This window comes from Candidatus Omnitrophota bacterium (genome assembly GCA_023227985.1).
GTDB lineage: Bacteria > Omnitrophota > Gorgyraeia > Gygaellales > Profunditerraquicolaceae > JALOCB01.
This window is the reverse complement of sequence record JALOCB010000027.1, coordinates 1-18,553: the sequence shown is the minus strand read 5'-3', so window position 1 is coordinate 18,553 and position 18,553 is coordinate 1. Positions and strand designations below refer to the sequence as shown.

The 18,553-nt window shown below is 48.4% G+C and carries 18 protein-coding genes; 3 read left to right on the top strand and 15 right to left on the bottom strand.

The annotated features are described in order from the left end of the window. Window positions 1-159 precede the first annotated feature (159 nt). The 4 genes from M0R35_06135 to pyrE form a co-directional block, all read right to left on the bottom strand. Window positions 160-1,158: a cellulase family glycosylhydrolase gene (locus tag M0R35_06135; protein MCK9595239.1), complete on the bottom strand. Its 999-nt coding sequence runs from the start codon at window positions 1,156-1,158 to the stop codon at window positions 160-162. Window positions 1,159-1,250: 92 nt separating this feature from the next. Beyond that, entirely contained in the window at window positions 1,251-2,612 is a 1,362-nt protein-coding gene (locus M0R35_06130) for a Maf family nucleotide pyrophosphatase (protein ID MCK9595238.1), read from the bottom strand. Between the two features lie 27 nt (window positions 2,613-2,639). Next, complete coding sequence (locus M0R35_06125) at window positions 2,640-3,884, bottom strand: NAD(P)/FAD-dependent oxidoreductase (GenBank protein MCK9595237.1); 1,245 nt, start codon at window positions 3,882-3,884, stop codon at window positions 2,640-2,642. Between the two features lie 3 nt (window positions 3,885-3,887). Then, window positions 3,888-4,445, bottom strand: coding sequence for an orotate phosphoribosyltransferase (gene pyrE / locus M0R35_06120; protein ID MCK9595236.1), 558 nt, complete (start codon window positions 4,443-4,445; stop codon window positions 3,888-3,890). 103 nt (window positions 4,446-4,548) lie between these two features. Here pyrE and M0R35_06115 point away from each other — a divergent pair, with 103 nt between their 5' ends. From M0R35_06115 to M0R35_06105, 3 genes are read left to right on the top strand one after another with little or no spacing between them, the layout of a single operon-like run. After that, on the top strand, window positions 4,549-5,316 hold the full coding sequence (locus tag M0R35_06115) for a ComF family protein (protein ID MCK9595235.1): 768 nt from the start codon (window positions 4,549-4,551) through the stop codon (window positions 5,314-5,316). Between the two features lie 4 nt (window positions 5,317-5,320). Further along, window positions 5,321-6,418: an LptF/LptG family permease gene (locus M0R35_06110; protein MCK9595234.1), complete on the top strand. Its 1,098-nt coding sequence runs from the start codon at window positions 5,321-5,323 to the stop codon at window positions 6,416-6,418. Further along, window positions 6,406-7,506 carry an LptF/LptG family permease gene (locus M0R35_06105; protein MCK9595233.1) on the top strand — a complete coding sequence of 367 codons (1,101 nt, stop codon included), beginning with the start codon at window positions 6,406-6,408 and terminating at the stop codon, window positions 7,504-7,506. The genes M0R35_06110 and M0R35_06105 overlap by 13 nt, the downstream gene beginning before the upstream one ends. Before the next feature lie 2 nt (window positions 7,507-7,508). Here the strand turns inward: M0R35_06105 and alr are convergent, their stop codons facing one another. From alr to cysS, 11 genes are all read right to left on the bottom strand, one after another. After that, window positions 7,509-8,633, bottom strand: coding sequence for an alanine racemase (gene alr, locus M0R35_06100; protein ID MCK9595232.1), 1,125 nt, complete (start codon window positions 8,631-8,633; stop codon window positions 7,509-7,511). A 3-nt stretch (window positions 8,634-8,636) separates the two neighbouring features. Further along, complete coding sequence (tsaB, locus tag M0R35_06095; protein ID MCK9595231.1) at window positions 8,637-9,341, bottom strand: tRNA (adenosine(37)-N6)-threonylcarbamoyltransferase complex dimerization subunit type 1 TsaB; 705 nt, start codon at window positions 9,339-9,341, stop codon at window positions 8,637-8,639. After that, entirely contained in the window at window positions 9,322-9,789 is a 468-nt protein-coding gene (gene tsaE / locus M0R35_06090; GenBank protein MCK9595230.1) for a tRNA (adenosine(37)-N6)-threonylcarbamoyltransferase complex ATPase subunit type 1 TsaE, read from the bottom strand. Before tsaE ends, tsaB begins: the two co-directional genes overlap by 20 nt. Before the next feature lie 4 nt (window positions 9,790-9,793). After that, window positions 9,794-10,687: a thiamine-phosphate kinase gene (thiL, locus tag M0R35_06085; protein MCK9595229.1), complete on the bottom strand. Its 894-nt coding sequence runs from the start codon at window positions 10,685-10,687 to the stop codon at window positions 9,794-9,796. A gap of 9 nt (window positions 10,688-10,696) precedes the next feature. Then, entirely contained in the window at window positions 10,697-11,740 is a 1,044-nt protein-coding gene (mtnA, locus tag M0R35_06080) for an S-methyl-5-thioribose-1-phosphate isomerase (protein MCK9595228.1), read from the bottom strand. A gap of 46 nt (window positions 11,741-11,786) precedes the next feature. Then, window positions 11,787-12,578 (bottom strand): TatD family hydrolase, encoded by a 792-nt coding sequence (locus M0R35_06075; GenBank protein ID MCK9595227.1) that lies wholly within the window; start codon window positions 12,576-12,578, stop codon window positions 11,787-11,789. A 17-nt stretch (window positions 12,579-12,595) separates the two neighbouring features. Then, window positions 12,596-14,134, bottom strand: a complete 1,539-nt coding sequence (gene metG, locus M0R35_06070; GenBank protein ID MCK9595226.1) for a methionine--tRNA ligase — start codon at window positions 14,132-14,134, stop codon at window positions 12,596-12,598. Next, window positions 14,124-15,137, bottom strand: coding sequence for a stage 0 sporulation protein (locus M0R35_06065; protein ID MCK9595225.1), 1,014 nt, complete (start codon window positions 15,135-15,137; stop codon window positions 14,124-14,126). The genes metG and M0R35_06065 overlap by 11 nt, the downstream gene beginning before the upstream one ends. 10 nt (window positions 15,138-15,147) lie before the next feature. Further along, window positions 15,148-16,113, bottom strand: a complete 966-nt coding sequence (holB, locus tag M0R35_06060) for a DNA polymerase III subunit delta' (GenBank protein MCK9595224.1) — start codon at window positions 16,111-16,113, stop codon at window positions 15,148-15,150. A gap of 8 nt (window positions 16,114-16,121) precedes the next feature. Continuing rightward, window positions 16,122-16,742: a dTMP kinase gene (gene tmk / locus M0R35_06055; GenBank protein MCK9595223.1), complete on the bottom strand. Its 621-nt coding sequence runs from the start codon at window positions 16,740-16,742 to the stop codon at window positions 16,122-16,124. Between the two features lie 208 nt (window positions 16,743-16,950). Beyond that, a complete protein-coding gene (gene cysS / locus M0R35_06050) occupies window positions 16,951-18,393 on the bottom strand; it encodes a cysteine--tRNA ligase (protein MCK9595222.1) in 1,443 nt (480 codons plus the stop codon). Window positions 18,394-18,553: the final 160 nt, after the last annotated feature.

Below are 18,553 nucleotides of genomic sequence, written 5' to 3'. Positions count from 1 at the left end.
CGATGTCACCCCGGAAATGCTAACCGCAGGCAAATACGCATTTTTCTTCGTTTTATGCCTTATCACAGCCATAAACATCGCCGCGATAATCTACCTGATCAGGAATAAGGATTATTTTCACCGCAAAGAAGAGCGCCAAAGCCCAGAGCAGAAAAGCGATCAATAACCTTCTTGCCGGTCTTTGGCAATATCTTGATAGGCCCTAAAGGAAGGTTTTTCCGAAAAATCCCAACGCACTAAACCGAAATAGTCTATGCCGTTATCCCAATGTTTACGGGTGTCGCGGAAAAAAGCCCAGAATACTTTTTCCACCTTTTCTTCTTTAAGCAGGTTTTTATATGCCTTCGTTAGCCACTGCGCCTGCTGACTTTCATCGGGATTAACTCCCATCCACCAATTCTTGACCCGCTTGCCGCCTTCCACTCCGGGAGAGCCTATTTCGGTGACCCAGATCTTTTTCGCCTGGTCCTTATTCTTGGCCATTACAGCGTTGCAGGCCCTGATATAGGCAACCGCTCTTTTTATCCCGTCTTTATCCAGAGGCGATTCAAAGATATGTATGTTCAGAATATCAAAATACTCCGCTGCGCCGTTATCATAAAGTTTATTCACGCTGGACAACCCGTTAGCCAGTCCGCCGTTCAATATCACGCAGCCGGGATCGGCCTCTTTCAAAGCGGCATAAACTTCTTTGAGCATCAAAGAATAATCCTTAAGCCCATCCTGCTCGAGCCAGTAGATCCGCGAGTCAGGCTCATTCCAGACCTCCCAGTATTTTATACGGTCTTTATACCGCTGCGCCGTTTTAACGCAATATTTGACAAAAGAGCGGTGATCGCTATCCGGGCAGTTCCATTTGGCCTTGGGCGAAGCCCAATCAGCGGTATAATCCAATATACCCAATATCCGGATATCATTGGCGGTCAACAGATCAACCAGGCGGTCGTATTTGGCGAAGTCCCATTTACTAGGGGCAGGCTCGATATCCTGCCATAAAAAATCCATCCGTACGATCCCCACGCCTGCCTTTTTCATCAGGCTGACGCATTTTTGAAGGCTGGCCTCATCGGGATATTTATGATTGTTCCAATCATGGTCCCATTGCAGGAATTCCAACACCCCGAACGGGCTATCGCTGAAATCTCTCTTTGCCGGCATATCATCACCCGCGTTATTCTGCGCAAAAGCCCCCGGCATTGCTCAATGCCTGGGATATCAAGAATATTGACGCGGACCTGAACAGGCCCGTATTACCTTTGATCATGGGTTTTTTGTTCGGTATTTATATAATCCGAGAAGCCCATCTTTTCGCCCAGTTCCTGTTTTACCACCCGGATACGGTCAGGCACATAAGGATGGGTCTTATAGTAAGTTTTAGGCCTTAACGGTTTCCTGCGGTTCACTTCCTGGAGCTTTTCCAGAAAAGAGATCATGGCGTGGGGGTCATACCCGGCGAGCTTCATATACCTGGCGGCAAGCTGGTCGGCCAGCAGTTCGTCTTCCCGGCTGTAACCCATAAGCAGTTCGGTGAACGCGCAATCCGCCGCAGTGACCACTTCGGCGGAGCGCGTGGTAACCACGGTCAATATATTAAAGACCGAATAACTCATTACCCCCTGCAGTTTTTTAATACTGTGCCTGGCCACGATATGCCCGACCTCATGCGCCAGGACCCCGGCAAGCTCATCGTCATCTTTAACTTTGTCGATCAGCCCTTTATTCACATATACAAATCCTCCGGGCAGGGACACGGCGTTGATCTCATCATCGGCGAGCGCCTTGAAAGTATAATCTATATCCTTGCGGTCGCAGGCCGCGACAATCTTCCTGCCGATATTTTTAACCCGCTCCTGGACCAAAGGGTCGCCATCCAGCTTATATTCTTTCTCCAGTTGTTTGGAAATAGACCTGCCCATATTGACTTCTTTTTCGGTAGAGTAATAGAAGCTTTCCTGTTTTCCGGTAACGACATTATACTCGGGGGAACAGCCGCCCAAAAGGATAAAGGTTAAAGGAAAAAGGATAAAAAATAACATAAAAACTTTTATATGGAGTTTTTTGAATATCCAATAAAGCTTTCTTAAAGGCAATCCGACAACATTATAAAAACACCCGTCGATGCGCCGGATAAAGAACGCCCCCCTGCCCTGGATATCGAAGCTGCCGGCCTTATCCAGGGGGCAGACATAGCGGAAATAAGCGTTTATTTCTTCATCGCTAAGCTTATCCATATATATCTTTGTTTTTTCAAAGGCGGTGATCTTTTTCCCTTTGTCCTTGTCGATCACGCAGACCCCGGTATAAACCCATTGAGCGCTTCCCGAGAGTCTTTTAAGCATCCGGCGGGCATCTTGGATATCCGCCGGCTTTCCGAAAATGCGCTTGCCGTCGACTACGATCGTATCCGCGCCTACGATTATGCCGGATTTGACTTTTTGAGATACGGCTAACGCCTTTTGCTCGGCGTTCTTCTTAACCAGCTGGGAATACGAAAGTCTGCGGGGGGATGCCTGTTCTTTTATGCCGCTGGGCAGGATCTTGAATCTTAAACCGAATATACGAAAAAGTTTCTTCCTGGCTTGAGAGTCAGAAGCTAAATATACCTTCCGCATAACAAAACCCTTAGCTACCTATGTTAATTAAGTTTGTGCCGCGGATTCCCCGGCTAAATATCCCGTGGAGAAAGCGGCTTGCAGGTTAAAACCCCCCGTATCCGCGTCCAGGTCGATCATCTCTCCGCAAAAATACAGGCCTTTTATGATACGCGACTCCATGGTCCGCGGGTCTATATCCTTTAACGATATGCCGCCGCGGGTAACCATAGCTTCTTCAAGAGGCAGGGTCCCTTTTATCTCAAAGGATAAAGCCTTCAATAACCGGCCGATCTTAAACCGTTCTCCCTGGGTTATCTGATTGCCTTTTTTCTCCGGGTCCAACTCCCCTAAACGGATAAAAACATCGATCAAGCGTAAAGGCAGGCTTTCCTTAAGTATATGCTTGAGGCCTTTGCGGGGGTTCGCCTTGAGATCACGCAGCAATCTTTGCTCTAATTGCTCCGGGGACAAAGCCGGTTTGAGGTCGATCTCTACAAAAACCTCTTTTTTAGCCGCTAACCAGTCAACTATCCTGCTGCTTAAAGTTAATACCAACGGACCGGATATGCCGTTATGGGTGAACATCAGTTCACCGACCTCTGAAATAATATCTTTGCCCGGGGTGAAGAATTTAAGCCGGATATTCTTTAGGGTCAATCCTTCCAGTTCCCGTACGCACTCATGCTTTACCTCTAAAGGGACCAGGCCCGGACGGCAGGCGATTATATTGTGCCCCAGCCTTTGCGCCAACTTTATCCCTTCGCCGGTAGAGCCGGTAAAGGCGTAAGACAGTCCGCCGGTCGCCAGGATGACTTTATCCGTATGGATGATCTTACCGTCTGAAAGCAATACAGCCTTGACCCGGGAATTCTCTTTAACGATATCCTTTAATCCGGTTTTGTAATAGGTCTTTACCTTGTTCTTTTCCATTTCCTTGCGCAAGATATCCAGGATCCCGCTGGAACGGTCGCAAACAGGAAAAACCCGGCCCTGGCGCTCTACTTTCAATTGCAGGCCGCGGCGGGTAAAGAAATCCATGAGCTCTTTTACGAAGAATTTATTGAATGCGTCGCGCAGGAAAGCGCCGTTCGCGGAGAACCGGGAGAGGAAATCTTCCAGGTCGCAGTCATTGGTGAGGTTACATCTGCCTTTCCCGGTTAAAAGCAGCTTCTTTCCCGGGAGGGGGTTTTTCTCGATCAGGCTTACGTCTTGGGAGAGTTGACGGCTGCGGATAGCCGCCATCATTCCGGCAGGGCCTGCGCCGGCTATAACAATCTTATTGATCTTCACCGGTTAAACCAGTTCTTTTATGTTAAATATCGCCTGTAATTTACAACCTGTTGCTTCCAGATTTTCCTTGGCCCCGTCATTCCTGTCCACTATGACTATTGCCCGGTCCACTATCACGCCGATCTTATCCAGTGCGGCCTTGGCCTCAACCAGGGACTTGCCGGTAGTAGCCACGTCATCAACTATAACTACCCGTTCTCCCGGTTTTAAAGCCGGACCTTCTATCTGACGCTGCGTGCCGTGTTCTTTGGCCTGCTTGCGGACGATAAAGGCCTTCAAGGGGATTTGCTGTATATGGCTCAAAGCAGCCACGGCTCCGACTATGGGATCAGCCCCAAGAGTGGGGCCGCCTAAAGCCTGGATATCTGCGCCTTTTATCCATTCCAGAATTATACTGGCCACAAGGTAAACGCCCTCCGGGGTCATAGTAATTATCCTGCCGTCAAGGTAGAAATTGCTCTCTTTGCCCGAAGAAAGGATGAATTTGCCTTTTTTTAAGGCGTCCTTATGCAAAAGCGCCGCCAGCCTTTCTTTTAGTTTTTTCACATCGTTGTTTTCCATAGGTTTTTATTCTACTCTGGCAACCCCCGACTGTCAATTCTTTTGACAAATATCTATTTAATTGTTATTATATCAATGTGTTCTTGCGGAGGGCGGATTGATCTTGAACAGAAAACCTGGTATTTCCGTTGAGAAAACAGGGTTTTTCTGGCAGGACCTGTTAAAGGGCCTGCGGGATATACTTTATCCCAGGATATGCCTGGTCTGCAGGAATAAAATTAACGCTCTTTCGATAGGGGAACTGGTCTGCTTTAAATGCTGGGGTCAGATCAAGAAGAACCTGCCGCCTTTCTGCCGGATCTGCGGAAGGACGCTGAATAAAGATGATCCCGGCAAACATTTATGCTCCGGATGCATCAAGCATCCATTGCACTTTGACCGGGCATTCAGCCCATGCGTTTACGATGGGCCGATAAAAGAACTTATCCACCAGTTCAAATATCAAAAAAAGGATTACCTCGGCCCGCTGATCGCCGGGTTCATGGTCGAATTCATTCGAGAATACAAGATCCCCATTGATTCATTGGACTTGGTCATCCCGGTGCCTTTGCATCCGGCAAGGCTGCGGGAGCGGGAATTCAATCAGGCGCTTATCCTGAGCGATCGCATAGCCAAAGCATACAGCAAGAAAGTGCTGAAAGATAATCTTGTCCGCTGCCGCCATACCCGGACACAGACAGACCTGAAAGATCAGCAGCGTTTCAACAACGTAAAAGCGAGTTTTGCGGTTAGGGACCCCGGAACGATCCGGGGCAAGTCTATACTTCTAATAGACGACGTTATGACTACCGGCGCGACCTCTTCCGAGGCCGCCTTTGCCCTGAAGAACGCCGGAGCGGATAAAGTTTTAGTTTTAACCTTAGCGAGCTGACCATATGCGGATACTGAGAAATTACTTCCTGAGAGAATTCGTCGGGCCATTGTTTATGTCCTTCACTGTCCTGACCTTCGTAATGCTTTTAGGCAATCTGATAAAGATCGCTGAGCTGATAATCAATAAAGGCGTAGACATCTACATCGTGGGGAAGCTTTTCCTGTTCATGATCCCTTCCCTGCTTATTTATATCCTGCCCATCTCCACGCTGGTCGCCATCCTCCTTGCCATGGGCCGGCTTTCCAGCGATAATGAAATAGTGACCATCAAGGCCAGCGGCATAGGGCTGTCGCGGTTGATCATCCCCCAGCTTATTGTCGGCCTGATCATCAGCCTGTTCATGGTGATAATCAACGATCGGGTCATCCCCTACGCGCATTTTGAGACAAGAAAGACCCTGATGCAGGTAGGCATAAAGAACCCCGCGGCAGTGCTGGAGCCCGGGGTGTTCATCAATTCTTTTGAAAAATACAAGCTCTTCATCTATTCCATAGAAGAGAACCGGCTGCACAACATACGCATTTATGAGTCCCAGGGCGAGAATAAACCCGCGCGGATCATCGCCGCCAAAAGAGGGGAATTCATCGTCGACCCGGAAAAGAACATAGTTAAGCTCAAGCTTATGGACGGGACCACAGACGAGCCTGACCCGGACAACCCAAAAATCTTTTATAAGCTCAATTTCAAGACCTATTTTATGACCCTGGCAATGACCTCGCCGGAGACGGACAAAATCGAGAAAAAACCCAAGGATATGACCATACAGGAGCTAAAAGCTGCGATCCTGGACTTAAAAAGACAGGGGATAAAAGACGCCAACCTTCTGGTGGCGGAGATCCATAAAAAGATATCCCTGGCATTCTCCTCTTTTGTATTCATTCTCCTGGGGCTTCCTCTGGCGATAATCACCCGCAGAAGGGAAAAATCGATAAATTTCAGCATCGCTTTCATATTAGTGATGATCTATTACCTGATGCTGCTGGGGACAGAGGCCCTGGCCAGGGAAGGATATCTTGCCCCGGCGATCGCCTTCTGGACGCCCAATGTTATCTTCGGGCTGATCGGAGCCATACTGACCTTCAGACTATGCGCATATTAGACCGCTATATATTCAAGTCCGTATTGACCCTCTTTTTGTGGTGTCTGTTTACCTTCTTCTTCCTTTTTATCATCGTAGACCTGTTTTCCCACCTGGACGTAATCCTGGAAAACCGGGTTAACCTACGCGTGATCATCCAGTATTACCTGGCGTATATCCCGGTAATATTCATCCAGGTGGCGCCCTTCGCCTGCCTTTTAGCGACACTTTATACCTTCTCCAAACTGAATCACGATAACGAGATCATCGCTATGCGCGCTTCAGGATTAAGCATCTTTCAGATAACCCGCACGGTAATCATCTTCGGCTTGGTGACCAGCGCGCTCTTATTCTGGGTTAATGACCGATTCGTCCCTCAGGCGAGATTCATCACCGAAAGGACCAAAGAGGCTATGGAGAACTCTTCGAAGAATAACGCGAGGAAAGAACTCGAGGTGATAAAAGAACTGTCCATCTACGGGATGCAAAACAGGCTTTATTTTATAAATAAATTCTATCCCGCCACCAACACAATGACCGGGATAATCATTCTGGAACACGACTCTCAACAGAACATCACCAAAAAGATAGTGGCGAACAAAGGCATCTATGCCGACGGCATCTGGAAGTTCTATCAATCCCTGACCTACACCTTTGACGAAGACGGGCAGCTTACCATCGACCCGCAGTATCTTGACGAAGAGGTGATGGCTATATCCGAGACCCCGGCGGAATTCATCCACCAGAGGCAAAGCACGGATTACATGAGCATAGCCGATATCCGAGGATATATCAAGCGGCTTTCCAAGAGCGGAGCGGTGACCGTGATCCGCAATCTGTACGTTGACCTTTACCAAAGGTTCACCTCACCCTTGACCAGCATGATCATAATCCTCCTGGGGATACCGTTCTCGCTTAAGATCAGAAGGAAAGCCACGGGTTTTTCTTCACTGGGATTATCGCTTGTAATGGGGTTTTTGTATTACGTGTTAAACGCTATAAGCGTGGCCCTGGGCAAAGCCGGGATACTGCAGCCGATTATCGCCGCCTCTCTGCCGCATATACTGGCCTTGACTTTCGCTATCTACTTGATCAGGGCTATTCCGTAGTTTTAAGGGGTATAGACACGGGGTATGCGCCTGCCGAAACCGCAGACGATCTCATAAGGTATGGTATTGGCCAGACCCGCCAGCTCTTCAACGGTGATCTTCTCTCTTCCCTGGCTGCCGATAAGGACCGCCTCTTCTCCCGGGCGCACTTTCAGATCTCCTACATCCACCATTATCTGATCCATACAAACCCTGCCGCAGATGCGAAAACGCCTGCCGCAGATCAAAACCGGACCGATATTGGAAAGATTACGCGGGTAACCGTCGCCGTATCCTATAGGCAGGGTAACTATAGTAGTCTCCTTCTTAGTCACATAAGTGCGGCCGTAACTCACCCCGTATCCTTTAGGGAGCTTCTTCACATACACTATCCTGGTTTTTAAACTTAATACCGGCTTAAGTTTTATAGGAAACTTCTCTTTGGGATAAAGCCCGTAAAGGATAAGCCCGGGTCTGACCATATTAAAATGGCTATGTTCATACGAAACAGTGGCCAGGCTGTTCCCCGCGTGCAGCAACGGGATGCGCAAACCTATATTTTTCAACTCGCCCGCTATAGCCGATAATTTCTTCAGTTGGCCTAAAGTTAACCCCTCATGAGTATCCGCGCAGGACAAATGCGTGAATAGCCCTTCGACCTTTACAAATTCCAGCCGCTGTATATTTTTCATAAGCTCAACAGCCAGATCGGAAAGCACGCCGATCCTGCCCATTCCGGTATCGACCTTGATATGCGCTTTTATCAGCCGGTTTTTCCTTTTGGCCATAGCGTTTAAAGCCCTGGCAAATTCCCAGCCGGATATTGTCGGTATAAGTCTGTGCCGGAACAAAGGCGCGATGTCCTCTTCCAGGCTCAATCCCAGCACCAGGATCGGCTTGCGGATACCCGCCTTGCGCAGTTCTATTCCTTCATCTATGGAAGCGACACCCAGATAATCGACTTTATTCTTAACCAGCCGCTTGGCCGCCTCTACGGCCCCATGGCCATAGGCATCGGCTTTAACGCAAGCCAGGGTTTTGACCCCGGGAGCAAGGCGTTTTTTTACGCTGCGGAAATTATACTCCAGGTTATCCAGGTTGATCTCGGCCCAGGTAGGCCGGTATCCTATTTTTTTATTCTTCGGCATTATTTAACCTTTGAGCTTTCGTATCTGGCACTCAGGCGGATAAAGATATACGGGATTGAGATCGAAAGGACCGGACAGCTCTTTTTGCCTGATCTTCTCCAATGCCAGACTGATCATATTGCCTGCCCGGATGGACCAATAATCTTTATCCAGGATCCTGGCCTTAGGCATCAACCGGAGGAATTCTTCTTTATACAACCCGGCCGCGTCGCCCAGGATCACAACATTCTCGCCTGACGGAGAAACGGTCTTGGTTTTTATCCTGGAGGCCAGGTTCGCGGGGCTAAGCAGCATATAAGGCGCGGATTTTTTTAGCACCCCGTTCTTGGACCGGTAAACGCCGGAATAAACAAGGCCTCTTTTCGCGTCAACCGCAGGGATAACAAACGCGTCTTCGGCCTGAGCGTTCATAGCTAATATGTCCAGGCTGGATATGCCGGCTGTAGGCTTATTCAACGACCAGGCCATAGCTTTGACGCAGGCCATACCCACCCTCACGCCGGTAAAAGAACCCGGGCCCAAACCACAGGCGAAATATTCAATATCGGGCATCTTCCAGCCCAAAGCAGCCAGCACCCTTTTTATTGACGGGATAAGCAGTCCGGAAAGACGCGCCCCGGTCTCCAGGTTATATTCGCATACGCGGCCGTTGTCATAAGCCCCAAGCGCTAAAACCTTAGTTGAAGTATCAAGAGCCAATATCCGCATTTATCTTCTCCAAAAGTTCCTTATGCCTTTTGCCCCGGGCCGTGAATTTGAAGCGCCTCTTACTCTCGCCTGAAACGCGCAATTCCACCTTCAGGAATTCCTGCGGTAAAAGATGCATAAGCCTGTCCGCCCATTCAATTATAGAAACCCCGTCGCCGAATAAAAATTCCTCATAACCTATATTTATTATATCATCCGGCCGGCTCAAACGGTAAAGATCAAAATGATAAACCGGGATCCTGGCGTCGTAACAGCGCATCAGGACAAAAGTAGGGCTGATAACCTCATCCCTGCTCACGCCCAGGCCCGAACTTATGCCTTTCGCCAGAACGGTCTTGCCCGAGCCCAGCTGGCCCCAAAGACAGATTATATCGCCTTTAACCAGGTTAGCCGCTATCTTTTTACCGATATCCAGAGTGTGTTTTTCCGAACGTGAGATTATTTCCATATTCTTAGTAATGCCTGAAGCCGGCCGGATCGATCTTTTTCTGCCTGCCGTGTTTATCCACGAACTGCAAGCCGTATTCGCGGTTTACTATATGGCCGATAGGATAAAACATTTTTTTAGAAGCTATAAGCCTGCGGCCCTCTTTTATCCCTAAGGTAAAGATCAATTCAAAATCTTCCCCTGATGAAAGGCCGTCCCGGATCCCCGATGCCTCTTTGCTTAAAGGAATCAAATCCTCGTAGAGCACCGCGCCCGCTGCGCTTTCTTTGAGTATATGCCCCAGGTCCTGGCATAACCCGTCGGAGGCGTCGATCATGGAATTCACCCGGAAATTGCGCGTCAGGAACCTGGCCTCTTCCAAACAGGGGGTGAATTTCAGGTGTTTGCCTTTTATTGAACCGCCGAACCTGCCGGTAACGAATATTATATCGCCTGTTTTCGCCCCGCTGCGCAAGACCAGCTTTTTCTTATCCACTTCCCCTATCATGGTAACATCAATAGTAAGCTTATCGCTGGAACTCATATCCCCGCCCACGATATTTATCTTGTATTTACCGGCCAAGGAATTCATCCCGCGGTATATGCGGTCAATCATCTCAACCCGGGTATTTTTAGGCAATCCCAGGCTAACCAGGCAGTAGCGCGGGGTACCGGCGCAGGCGGCAATATCGCTTATGGATATAGCCAGGGCCTTCCTGCCGACCAGAAAAGGATCTTCGCCTTTTACGAAATCCACGCCCTCGATTATCATATCGCAGGTACATAACAGAAAACGGCTCTTGTCCAGTTTGAGCACGGCGCAGTCGTCGCCTATGCCCTTAATGACCGAAGCATCGGTTTTAATGGTCTTTTTTATCCGCTCGATAAGCCCAAACTCGCCTAATTTATTGATCTGCATTTCCTGCACCTAAGCCTTAATTGCTTTTTTAATATTTAAAGCGTACGGTGGTTTGATAACCCCTTTATCAGTTATAATAGCGCTGATCAACCGGTTATCAGTCACATCGAACGCCGGATTAAATGTTTTTATCCCTTTTGGAGCGCTCCTTTTCTTGAAGAACAATTCGGTTATCTCTTCCGATGATCTTTGTTCGATACAGATCTGCCTGCCGTTTTCCATCTTCAGGTCAAAGGTAGAAGCCGGAGCCGCTATATAAAAAGGTATTTTATGATATCTGCTTAATACCGCCAGGCTGTACGTGCCGATCTTATTCGCGGTATCGCCGTTGGCGCAGATCCTGTCCGCTCCGGCGATCACCTTATCGATCTTTCCCTGAGCCATCAAGGCCGCCGCCATATTATCGCAGATCAAGGTCACATCCATTCCTTTTTTGCTCAGTTCCCAGCTGGTCAGGCGGGCCCCCTGCAATAAAGGCCTTGTCTCGCAGGCATAAACTTTCAATCGCTTGCCTTTTTCTCTCGCCCGATAAAGCACTCCCAAAGCAGTGCCGTAATCAATAGTAGCCAGTATCCCGGCGTTACATACGGTTAAAACCGCGTCATTATCCCGGAAGAGTCTCTGCCCGTATTCCCCGATCAGCCTGCAGGCCTTGCGGTCTTCCTCGATAATATCCTTAGCCTCGTCAAAAAGCAGCTCTTTGATCCTGCCGATCTTCTTATCCTTATTGCGCACAGCTAAACTGGCCATACGCTCCAGGCCCCAAAAAAGATTACGCGCCGTAGGACGCGAAGAACCCAGGTATATGATCACTTTATCCAACTCTGCGGCGAATGATTTGAAATCGCGCGTTTTCGAATCCTTGATCCCCAGATACACGCCAAGAGCGGCGGCAGCGCCTAATGCCGGAGCTCCGCGAACCTTTAACAGCTTTATCGCATTCCATAGATCCTTGAGATCTTTGATCAACAGGTATTCAAATTTATCAGGCAATTTGGTTTGATCGATGATCCTGATAGCCCCGCACTTCCACTCTATAGTCCTTATATCCATCTGTCTCCCATTAAGTTGCAAGACCCGGTCTTGTAACTTGTTGCGGCTAAAGGATATGCTTTAAAACCTGTTCCTGGCTCTTCAAATTAAAGAATTTCTTGGCGTTCTCAGTAGTAGCCCGGCAAACCCCTTCGAAACTAATACCCCTAACCCGGGCTATTTCCTCGGCCGCCATTTTTACGAACCAGGGTTCGTTGCGCTTGCCCCTGTATCCTTCCGGAGAAAGATACGGCGCGTCAGTCTCCAGACAGATCCGGTCCAGAGGCGCAATCTTCAATAGCTGCCTCAGATTCTCCGCTTTCTTATAAGTTATGTTGCAGGTAAAAGAAAGATAATATCCCAGATCAAGGCATTGCCTCATAAAATCGGCGTCCCCGGAAAAACAATGGATGATCGCCTCTTTTACCTGCTCCTGCCTTAATATCGCCAAGGTGTCTTCCGGAGCCTGGCGGCTATGGATCACCAAAGGGAGCTTGCGGATTGCGGCTAACCGGATCAGCCGTACAAAGACGTTTTTCTGGTTATCGACGGAAGAAAGGTTGCGGTAATAATCCAGGCCGATCTCTCCTATGGCTACCACCTTGTTGTCGCGCGATAGCTCTTCCAGATCATTGTAAGCCTGTTCATTGAATCCGTCGGCATCGTGAGGATGACAGCCTACGGCCGCGAAAATCATATCATATTTACGGGACAATAATACCGCCCTGCGGGAATTCTGCACATCCGAGCCTACATTGATCACATACTCCAGGTTATTATCTTTGGCCCTCTGGATGACCGCGTCGCGGTCGCTATCATATTCGGGGAAATCGAGATGGCAGTGGGTATCGATCAGCATCGTTTATTTGGCAGAGTTCATCTGTTCTTCTTAGCCTTGCTCTCTTCTGTTTCGATACGCGGGAATAACGGAGCGCCCTTGGTTATGCTATCCGCGCCGATCTGAGCCCGGATCGCTTCCGCGGTCTTAGGCATAAATGGATCAAGCGCATCTTCCACAGCCCGGATGACTTTAATCAGAAGCGCGATAAAATTCTTTAATTCCTCAGCCTTATTCTCTTTGGCTAAATTCCAGGGTTTAGTTTCTTCGACATATTTATTGGCCAGGCCGATCAATTCCCAGATAGCTTCCAAGGCCCCGCCGAAATTAAGATCATCTTCTACTTGAAGAAAACCGCCGATCCTCACCGGCAAATGCGCGATCTTAGCTTCGATTTCTCCAGCTTGCTTAGTTTTTTCTATGGTCTGATTTTCTTCCGGGATCTTCCCGCCATAATATTTTTCAGTCATAGTCAAGGTCCGGTAAACCAGGTTGCCCAGATCATTGGCCAGATCGCTGTTGATCCGCTTGATCAATGATTCTTCGGAAAAATTTCCGTCCATGCCGAAAGGAACATCGCGCAACAGGAAATAACGGTAAGCGTCAATACCATATTTTTGCGACATCTCGATCGGAGAAACCACGTTGCCGCGGGACTTAGACATCTTTGTATCGCCGATCATCCACCATCCATGGGCAAACACGGTTTTAGGCGGTTTTATCTTCAGCGCGTGCAACATGATCGGCCAATAGACCGCGTGTTGGCGTAAGATGTCTTTTCCGATAAGCTGCACGTCCGCGGGCCACCATTTAGAATGGTATTCTCCGCTGGCGTCAAACTCGCCGACCGCGCTGATATAATTGATCAAAGCGTCGAACCAGACATAAGTGACATAATCAGGTGCGAACGGAAGAGGGATACCCCAATTTAGACGCGCTTTGGGGCGGGAAATACAAAGATCCTCCAATTTATTCATTTCCAGAAAACTTAAAACTTCGTTCCGGCGGATCTCCGGACGGATAAAGTCCGGATTATCCTTGATATAACCAATAAGCCAATCCTGATATTTGGCCAGTTTAAAGAAATAATTAACTTCGGATATTCTTTCCACCGGCCTTTTACAATCCGGACAAAGCCCTGCCTCGGCCTGGGTTGGAGTCCAGAAACTTTCGCAGGGAGTACAATACCAACCTTCGTATTTTGATTCGTAGATATCGGGTTCGGCCTTTTTATAAAGAATATCTAAAACTTTTTGAACTGTCTGGATATGCCTTCTCTCGGTAGTACGGATGAAATCGTCATAGGAAATATTCAAATCATTCCAGAGGTCCTTAAATTTAACCACAATCTGGTCGGAAAATTCCTGCGGGGAAAGTATCGCTTCATCAGCGGCTTTCTGGATCTTCAGGCCGTGCTCATCTGTTCCGGTCAAGAACCAGACATTTTCCCGGCCGATCGCCCGGCGGTAGAACCTAGACAGGGTATCAGCGGCGCTGGTAGTATAGGAATGGCCGATATGCGGCGAAGCGTTTATGTAATATAACGGCGTGGTTATATAGAACTTTTTATCGGCCATGTCTTTCCCTGTTATCCCGGTTATCTCTGCCCGGCTTGTTCCCCCGGTTGTCTCTGATATCCCTAACCGGATTGTTTTCCCGGGCAACTCTATTGTCCCGGATATCCCTACCCTGCCTGTTTTCCCGGGCATCTCTATTGTCCCGGATATCCCTACCCGGCTTGTTTTCCCGATCGTCCCGTTCTTTACTCTCTTTTTCGTCTTTGTCTTTGTTATCTTTATTATAAACAACCTCGGTGAATTTGCCGTCTTCCTGCTCGATGACCACGCTGTGCTTGAAAACATTCACGCTGACCACCCTGCCTTTGCCGGAGGCAGTGGAGATATGCTCTCCCTGACGGGGCAGGTCCTTATGCCAGAGCGTATAGGTATCGTTCTCATAATTCAAACAGCACATCAGCCTGCCGCAAATACCCGATATCTTAGGGGGATTCAAAGGCAAACCCTGCTCTTTGGCCATCTTTATGGTGACCGACTCAAAGTCGCTCAGGAATTTTGAACAACAAAGCTCCCTGCCGCACGGCCCGTAACCGCCGAAGAACTTTGTCTCATCCCTGGGGCCGATTTGCTTTAACTCCACCCGGGCCTTGAATATCTTGGGCAGGTCATTAAGCAGGTCGCGGAAATCCACTCTGCCGTCCGCGGTATAACGAAAGACTATTTTACTGCGGTCAAAGGTATATTCCGCCTGTACCAGCTTCATTTTAGGCTTATGATCTTCCATCTTTTTCGAACAGATATTAAAAGCCTCTTTCGCCTTTGTCCGGTTGTCCTCTATCTGCTTGATATCGCCATCCCGGGCGATACGCAGGATGTTCTTAACCGGCTGTTTTGATTTACCGCCGCAACATGCCCCGCCTTTAAGCGAAATGACTTTCCCGTAATCCAAGCCGCGGTCATGCTCGAAAATAACAACAACGCCTTCTTTTACTTCAAGGTCCGCCGCGTTATACACTGCGATCGGCCCGATATCTCTCATTCTTACGCAAACTAATCTTTCCATAACGCCCCTTTCAATGATTTAGGCTTAAAGGAATGCTCAAATTGGAAATAAGCAGTTTTAAATTTATATTCTGCTCCAGGTAAAGCAACGAACTGGAAATAGTATCCAGTATCTCGTCCAATTGCCCGAAGGTGTAACCGGCGGCAAGTTCTTCCAGGCGCTCCTTGCGGTCGATATTGATCAATTCCTGTTCAGCCATTCCGGCCTTAAGCACATATATATCCCTGAACCATCCGGATAATATCTGCAAGCCCGCATGCAGGCTGTCGCGGTCTTTGATCAAAAAGTTATCCTGGCGCAAGGCGTTTTCCGCGGTCAGCGCGTCAATGATCCTGTTCTTTTCATTGAGAATATCCCGGCCTTTAAGTTTCAAGGCGCAGCCGACCCTGCCTTCGCAATACCGGACAATATAATGCAAAGCCAAAGGCGCGGTTTGCAGGTCATTTTTAAGCAGGGCCTTTAATGCCGCGCGGCTAAGCGCGCTGAACCGGATCACCTGGCAACGGGAGATTATCGTATTCAAAAGAAGCGCCGGTTTATCGGTGACCATTATTATAATACTGTGCTTAGGCGGCTCTTCCAGCGTCTTTAAAAAAGCATTGGCGGAAACCGAATTTAGGTTATGGCAGTTATTTATAATAAATACCTTATACCTGCCTTCATACGGCCTTAAATTTATATGCTCCTGCAGCCTGCGGATATCCTCTATCTTTATATCCTCGCTGTAGCCGTTGTCGACGATATGCAGGTCCGGATGCTGGTTCTTCTGTATCTTCAGGCACGAGCTGCAAACCCCGCAGGAATCTTCTCTTCGCTCCCGGCAATTCAGGCTGGCGGCAAAGGCCAGCGCGGTCAAAGCCTTGCCTATACCCTCAGGGCCGGTAAAAAGATACGCGCCAGCCAGGCGTTCATTCAGTATCCCCTGCTGCAATGCCCTGATCTTCTCATCGTGGCCTTTTATATCTTTAAATGTCATCTGTCCGGTTATTTGCCTTTTAGCGCATCCAAAGCCAGCTCGCGTATACGCGCCTGGGTTTGTAATTTATTCTCGGCCAGCTTCACCACCTTGATCCTGGCCGGCTCTTTCCGGGCCAAGGTAAGATATCCCTTCTTGACTCTAAGATGATAAGCGAACGTCCGGCTTTCGATCCTGTCTCTCTTACAACCGATCCCATCCAGCGCTTTTTTTAAAGACAGGTCCAGAAGGATAGTCAGGTCTGGTCTTATCCCGCCTGTGGCGAAGCCGCCCATATCCCTTATTAATTTAAGATCGACCCCCAAACCGTATCCCTGATAGACAATGGTCGAATCCAGGAAGCGATCGCAGAGAACGATCTTGCCTTTTTTTAAAGCCGGTTCAATCACCTCTTTGACTGTCTGGGCCCGGCTGGCCATATAAAGCAAAAGTTCGGTCTCCGGGGTAATTGAATCATTGCGGCCGTCCAAAAGGATCTTGCGGATCTTCTCGCTGACCTTTGTGCCTCCGGGCTCGCGCAAAAAAATAACCGGATAACCCTCTTTCTTCAAATATTCATATAAAAGTTTCGACTGGGTGCTTTTGCCGCAGCACTCAGAACCCTCAAAGGTGATGAATTTGCCTTTCATACATTTCCCTCTCTATGATTTAGTGGAATCCTACAAAGCATTTTGGCAGTGAGGGCTGTGTCACCAAGCGAGTTCCGCAGGCCGGAAGGCCGTACCGGGCGTTCCTATACGACCGGGTGCAGGCCGCCAGGCCGAGGACTGTTCGAGCGACTGACACAGTCCTCGCTGATAAAATAGCCGCATTTGGAAACAAGCCACCCTCAAAATCTTACAACTTTCTACGCCAAGTTGTTCCGTCTTTGGTGTCTTCTAAAATGACTCCTTTTACTTCCAGTTCTTTGCGAATCCGATCTGAGGCTGCGTAATCTTTGTTTTTGCGGGCTTTTTCTCTTTCTGCAACCTTACTATCGACTTCTTCTTGCGTAATATAAACCGCAGGATCATGCAAACCTGCTTTAAGCTGTATTTTGGGCGCATTAACCGTATTATCCCATTTCAAAGAAATTCCCAGAATTTGCAGCAACTCTGCAAGCACAATTCTTGCTTCATTAATAAACTCTAACTTATCAATATTCTTATTTGTTACGCTCACTAAATCAAATATAGCAGCTAATCCTTGCGGCGTATTAAAATCATCATCCATTGCTGCTAAAAACTTATTTCTGATACTATCTATTTCTGAGTTCTTCTTACGGGAAACAACCGAGGTATTTTTTACTTCTTGGATTTTTATTTTATTCAATAGAATACGAATCCGTTCCAGGGCCTGGCCGGCTTCTTTCATTTTATCATCTGAGAAATCAATGGGGCTGGAATAATGCGCCTGCAGGAAAAAAATCTTTAAGACATCCGCCGGATATTTAGCCAGGGCGTCTTTTATGGTGATAAAATTCCCCAGGGATTTGGACATCTTCTGGCCGTTAATGGTCAACAGACCGTGGTGGATCCAGTATCTGGCAAAAGGCTTGCCGGTAAGCGCCTCGCTCTGGGCGATCTCGTTCTCATGATGCGGGAAGATAAGGTCCCTGCCTCCGGCGTGGATATCCAGCGTTTCCGCCTTGAGGTATTTGGCGCTCATCACCGAGCACTCGATATGCCAACCCGGACGGCCTTGGCCCCAGGGGCTTTCCCAGAAAGGCTCGCCCGGCTTGGATCTTTTCCAGAGGGCGAAATCCAACGGATCCTCTTTGGTCTCATCCGCATCTTTCCTTACCCCGGTGAGCATCTGTTCGATGCCCTGCCCTGATAATTTACCGTAATCCTTGAATTTACGCACAGAAAAATACACGCCGGTATCCGTGGGATACGCGTATCCTTTATCGATCAATCCCTGGATATGCCTCTTCATATCCTCGATGTTCTCTGTAGCCCGGGGCTCGCTGTCGGCTTTACCGATGCCCAAAGCAGCCAGATCTTCGTAATAACGGCTTATATATTTGGCGACCAGCTCTTTCCAGCCGGTCTTTAATTCATTGGCCCGGTTGATGATCTTATCGTCTATGTCGGTGATGTTCCGCACGAAGCGCACATCAAAACCACGATATTTGAGGTATCTGCTTATAACGTCAAAGATATACAGGCTGCGGGCGTGCCCAATATGACAGTCGTCATAAACAGTCACTCCGCAGGAATAGATATTGAGCTTCGGCGGATTTACCGGGAGGAATTCTTCTTTTTTGCGGCTAAGGGAATTATGTATATAAACGGACATTTCTTTTGTTCCCGATTATTTATTTTTCTCTAAATTATCCAGCCTTTTTTCCAGCTCTTCCATATTCTGGACTAAAGGATCGAGTATATGTATATGGTCAAGGCTCACGTCGATCTTCTTGCCGTCTTGTTTGGTGATCCTGCCAGGCACTCCGACAACG

Excerpts from the sequence above, each read along its gene's own strand:
- M0R35_06135 (MCK9595239.1), bottom strand. The coding sequence starts at position 1,158 with ATGCCGGCAAAGAGAGATTTCAGCGATAGCCCGTTCGGGGTGTTGGAA.
- M0R35_06130 (MCK9595238.1), bottom strand. The coding sequence starts at position 2,612 with ATGCGGAAGGTATATTTAGCTTCTGACTCTCAAGCCAGGAAGAAACTT.
- pyrE (MCK9595236.1), bottom strand. The coding sequence starts at position 4,445 with ATGGAAAACAACGATGTGAAAAAACTAAAAGAAAGGCTGGCGGCGCTT.
- M0R35_06110 (MCK9595234.1), top strand. The coding sequence starts at position 5,321 with ATGCGGATACTGAGAAATTACTTCCTGAGAGAATTCGTCGGGCCATTG.
- M0R35_06105 (MCK9595233.1), top strand. The coding sequence starts at position 6,406 with ATGCGCATATTAGACCGCTATATATTCAAGTCCGTATTGACCCTCTTT.
- alr (MCK9595232.1), bottom strand. The coding sequence starts at position 8,633 with ATGCCGAAGAATAAAAAAATAGGATACCGGCCTACCTGGGCCGAGATC.
- tsaB (MCK9595231.1), bottom strand. The coding sequence starts at position 9,341 with ATGCGGATATTGGCTCTTGATACTTCAACTAAGGTTTTAGCGCTTGGG.
- tsaE (MCK9595230.1), bottom strand. The coding sequence starts at position 9,789 with ATGGAAATAATCTCACGTTCGGAAAAACACACTCTGGATATCGGTAAA.
- thiL (MCK9595229.1), bottom strand. The coding sequence starts at position 10,687 with ATGCAGATCAATAAATTAGGCGAGTTTGGGCTTATCGAGCGGATAAAA.
- mtnA (MCK9595228.1), bottom strand. The coding sequence starts at position 11,740 with ATGGATATAAGGACTATAGAGTGGAAGTGCGGGGCTATCAGGATCATC.
- M0R35_06075 (MCK9595227.1), bottom strand. The coding sequence starts at position 12,578 with ATGCTGATCGATACCCACTGCCATCTCGATTTCCCCGAATATGATAGC.
- metG (MCK9595226.1), bottom strand. The coding sequence starts at position 14,134 with ATGGCCGATAAAAAGTTCTATATAACCACGCCGTTATATTACATAAAC.
- M0R35_06065 (MCK9595225.1), bottom strand. The coding sequence starts at position 15,137 with ATGGAAAGATTAGTTTGCGTAAGAATGAGAGATATCGGGCCGATCGCA.
- holB (MCK9595224.1), bottom strand. The coding sequence starts at position 16,113 with ATGACATTTAAAGATATAAAAGGCCACGATGAGAAGATCAGGGCATTG.
- tmk (MCK9595223.1), bottom strand. The coding sequence starts at position 16,742 with ATGAAAGGCAAATTCATCACCTTTGAGGGTTCTGAGTGCTGCGGCAAA.
- cysS (MCK9595222.1), bottom strand. The coding sequence starts at position 18,393 with ATGTCCGTTTATATACATAATTCCCTTAGCCGCAAAAAAGAAGAATTC.